Genomic DNA, 3,733 nt, shown 5'->3' with positions numbered 1-3,733 from the left:
GCAAAGAAAAAAAATAACTTAAATAAAGCAATACTACCCTTATTAATTATACATAGTGTTGTGTTTAGTTTTTAATTATGGCAGATACAGTTAGTGAATCAGATAAAACCGATTCATGGTTAAAGTACTTAAAATCTAAAAACATTGAAGTTTGTAAAATTCCTTTATGTGTTGTAGAATATAATTTTTATAATTCTAATAAATAACTATGTCTTACACAGGTCAAAAACTAACAGAGAAAGAGCTTTTCTTTTTAAGAGAAAAATACATATCTATTTTTGAAGAGTTTAATAAAAATTTAAACGCTATATCTCCACACTTAAAAGTAATTAGAGAATCTTTCTATCATAGGTCTGAAATATATTTTATTTGTCATTCTCCAAATAACATAGATTCTGCTGTTTTATTTAAGAAACTAAATGTTATTTCAGAAGCTTTAAAAGATTTTCGTGATACAATAGAATCTGAGTAATTTCATCAAACTTATAGTTTTTGTCATTCATTTCTTTGTGTTCTTTTTTTCTATTTTCTGGTATTACAGAAAGGACTAAATCACCTCCACTTTTAATTGATTCTATTTCTTCTTTAGATTTATATTTCAAAACAAATTCGTTAAGCTGCATAAACACTTGAACGTTTTTCTTTGTTTTTTCATCTATCAGTTTCCCATATTTATCAATTAGCGTTGTTTGGTTGTTTATAACAGATGACAAATATTTTTCTAATTGTATTTCCTTTATTTTTGTATCATTCATAAATATATTTTTAATTTCCTTTATCTATTCATCCACTTACTCACTTTAGTAGCACGCTATTAAACACAACGTGTTGCATATGGAAAGTTGTGATTTGCGCGCAATGAAATTCCGAAGGAATTTCAGCAGTAAGTAAATAAACAACTTCCATAACTTAAGCACTAAAGTTAACAATTTTTTATATGCTGTGTTGCCTACAGTTTTTAAATTTTACTTTTTTTTGAGTAACAAGCTAATTCGGTTTGCGTAGTTGTTACGTCAGAGTGAAATTCTGTATTACGTGCTTTTTGGCTTTTAATAACTTAAAATTCTAAAAAAAAATCGCGAAAAACTATCAGGCATTTAATAGGTGTTTTAGATCCACAATCAGGCTAAAATTCTGAATTGGATTACTGTGTGCTTTACGTTAGCTAAAGACTATTAAAGCTAGCTTAAAATCAGTGGTTTTTATATTCGGTTTTGCACGTTTTGAATTGAGCGTTGCAATTGTAGGCAACGGTCTTGTGTATGGTTAGTTGCGTGGTTAAGCAACTAATTTAGTAAACAAATACGAACCCGAGAAAATTCCGAAGGAATTTTCCAAATAAGCACTTGCCCAAGCAATTAATTATACACGGTGTTGTAAGCAGTTTTTAATTCTTTTGTAAATAACAATTGTCTTTCAGTTGTATTTTTTCTCCATCGTAAAAGTCAATTTCTTCTTTTAAATTCTCAATAAAATTTAATTCGTTAGTTGGACAAATTTTCATAAATCTACTTTCTAAAATAATGTCTCCTGTTTTGTCTTCGTAAATTGAAATTTGCGCATTGTTTTTATGATTGTTAATTGACTTAATAAAAAACCAATTTCCTTTTTCATTATTTCCAGCCCAAAATGATGATTTTGGAATTCCGTTTATTCTTTTTAATAAATTCCGATTGTTTTCATCAATTAGCTTAAAGTTCCCGTTTTCAGTTCGAAAAAATTGAGCGTCATTTTTTTTAATAAATGAATTCAATTGCTCAAATTCTATGTTTTTTCTTAAGATTTCAGCAATCTTAATAGATTTTCCATTTTTAATAAATACAAGAACATTAATTGATTCTCTAAACCCAATTTGATTTTCAGAAATATTTTTTAAATCTAATTTCAGAGAATCTCCGATTGGTTTTATCATAGAATATGGTTCAAGTATCAGAAGCTTGTCCCATTCAAAGTCGTTTAATTCGGAAAAATCTAATTTGTCAGATTTTAATTCCGATTCTATTTTATTCACAAGAGTTTCATCAGATTCCAATTGGTTTAAATCTCCACAAGAGAAAAATAAAACCAATAAAATAATTCCGATTATTGTCGAGTTCCTCATTTTTCTCAAATTGCTTACAACGTGTTTGTATATGGTTTGTTGCGTGTTTCAAGGAACTAATTTAGTGAATAAAACATTAACTTTTGTGTTAGCAAGTATTTTCGTAAATTAGCATATATTAGCAATAAATTATATACGGTGTTGGCAGTAGTTTTTTGTCTTAAATTGCACCATATTCATTATGAAAACTTTTGATTTTATTTTACGTTTTGATGATAGTGGTCATAATTTGACTGCTAAAAACGGACTTTCTATAAAAGACCTTTCCGATTTATTAAGTTCACTTTATGAAGCTGTTAATGTTTCAGATGTTGATAAATTAGTCTTAAGTGAAGTTCGTGGTAATTGTTATGCTATTAATTTAACAACGAATAATGAATTAGTACACGAAAACTTAAAAGTAGTTCATAAAAAGATAAGTCTTAATGATTATCAAGGTTTAAATAAGAAGCAATTAAAGTATGTTGGTAAGGTAAAATCTATTTTGAAAGATAATTTATATTTACAGGCATATAATGAAGAAAAGTCATTTAAAGTTGATGTTAAGGATATAGAGTTACCTAAAATACCAGATTTTTATTATGAAATTTCTTCTGTTTATGGTATAATAACTTCAATTGGTGGAAGAAGTATTGATGGTGTTTCTTACATTAGAATAAATGGTTATAATTACGATATTAAAGTTTCAAGTTTTCAAGAAGCGAAACTTATTCCTTTTTTTAAAAAGAACAAAATGAGGCTTGTTTTAAATAAAAAAATGTCAACTTCTGATAATCAAGTAAAAAGTGCAGATTTAGAAAGTTTTGAAGCAACCGAAAATTTAAGTTTTTTAGATAAAATAGAAAGTGTTAGAAATTCTGATTTTGATGATAAAGTATTTCAGATTTTTAAAAACAGATATGAAGATATAGAGTAATTTTATGGTAGATTCAATTTCAACTTGGAAATATATTTTTCTTGATACTTCTGTAATAATAGATTTATTACAAAATCCCGAAAAGTTAGAAAAAAATAAAAAACATCAAAACAGAGTTATTGACACTCAAAAACTATTCAATTATTTTAAAATGTCAAAAGAAAGTTCTGATGCAAAATATGTTTTTTATGTTTCGTCTGTAACTATTTCTGAACTTACTCTAATAAATAACGAATTATTTAATATTCTACTACAACTTTTTAGTTCTGGAGATTTAACTTTTGTAGATTTTACAAAAGAAATTGCTTTCAATATATCTAAAAATGTTAAAGATTTTGTTCCAAAATACAGTTATAATCAATTAGTTAGTCACATAAAGAAGAATATAGAAAAAGAAAACTCAATTGTAAATACACGTAATTGGGTTGAAGATGATTTAAAGATTGCTTGTTCTGCCAAAGTTTTAAATCGTTTAGATGTTGTTTTGACTGCTGATGAAAAAACATTCAGTCCTATTTGTGATAATTTAAAAGTTCCCTATGTAAAAACTTCAAACCTCCCTAAAGATATGTTTGATGAGATAGATACTTCTTCTGTTAATTTCTAACGTAAATTACTGCCAACGTTAGGTGTAAGTTTAGGTTTGTTAAATCCTTACGGTAAATGTAATGTAAACAGCCATGGTTAACAAACTTAAATTTACACGTTGTTGTATA

Annotated in this window: 5 protein-coding genes; 3 read left to right on the top strand and 2 right to left on the bottom strand. The window is 26.7% G+C overall.

Annotated elements, in window-relative coordinates; translation table 11 throughout:
- Window positions 1-77: 77 nt before the first annotated feature.
- A complete protein-coding gene (locus M890_RS16995; protein ID WP_262496336.1) occupies window positions 78-206 on the top strand; it encodes a hypothetical protein in 129 nt (42 codons plus the stop codon).
- 216 nt (window positions 207-422) lie between these two features.
- Here M890_RS16995 and M890_RS0113895 read toward each other — a convergent pair whose 3' ends face one another.
- Window positions 423-755 (bottom strand): hypothetical protein, encoded by a 333-nt coding sequence (locus tag M890_RS0113895; RefSeq protein WP_028284099.1) that lies wholly within the window; start codon window positions 753-755, stop codon window positions 423-425.
- A 632-nt stretch (window positions 756-1,387) separates the two neighbouring features.
- Window positions 1,388-2,032, bottom strand: coding sequence for a hypothetical protein (locus M890_RS0113890; protein WP_157243302.1), 645 nt, complete (start codon window positions 2,030-2,032; stop codon window positions 1,388-1,390).
- Window positions 2,033-2,282: 250 nt separating this feature from the next.
- Here M890_RS0113890 and M890_RS0113885 point away from each other — a divergent pair, with 250 nt between their 5' ends.
- Complete coding sequence (locus M890_RS0113885; protein WP_028284097.1) at window positions 2,283-3,017, top strand: hypothetical protein; 735 nt, start codon at window positions 2,283-2,285, stop codon at window positions 3,015-3,017.
- A 4-nt stretch (window positions 3,018-3,021) separates the two neighbouring features.
- Window positions 3,022-3,624 (top strand): hypothetical protein, encoded by a 603-nt coding sequence (locus tag M890_RS0113880; protein WP_028284096.1) that lies wholly within the window; start codon window positions 3,022-3,024, stop codon window positions 3,622-3,624.
- The last annotated feature ends 109 nt before the right edge of the window (window positions 3,625-3,733 follow it).

Source organism: Olleya marilimosa CAM030, from assembly GCF_000518485.1.
GTDB classification, from domain to species: Bacteria; Bacteroidota; Bacteroidia; order Flavobacteriales; family Flavobacteriaceae; genus Olleya; species Olleya marilimosa.
Note: the sequence above shows the minus strand (reverse complement) of the source record. Positions and strands in the feature narration are given on the sequence as shown.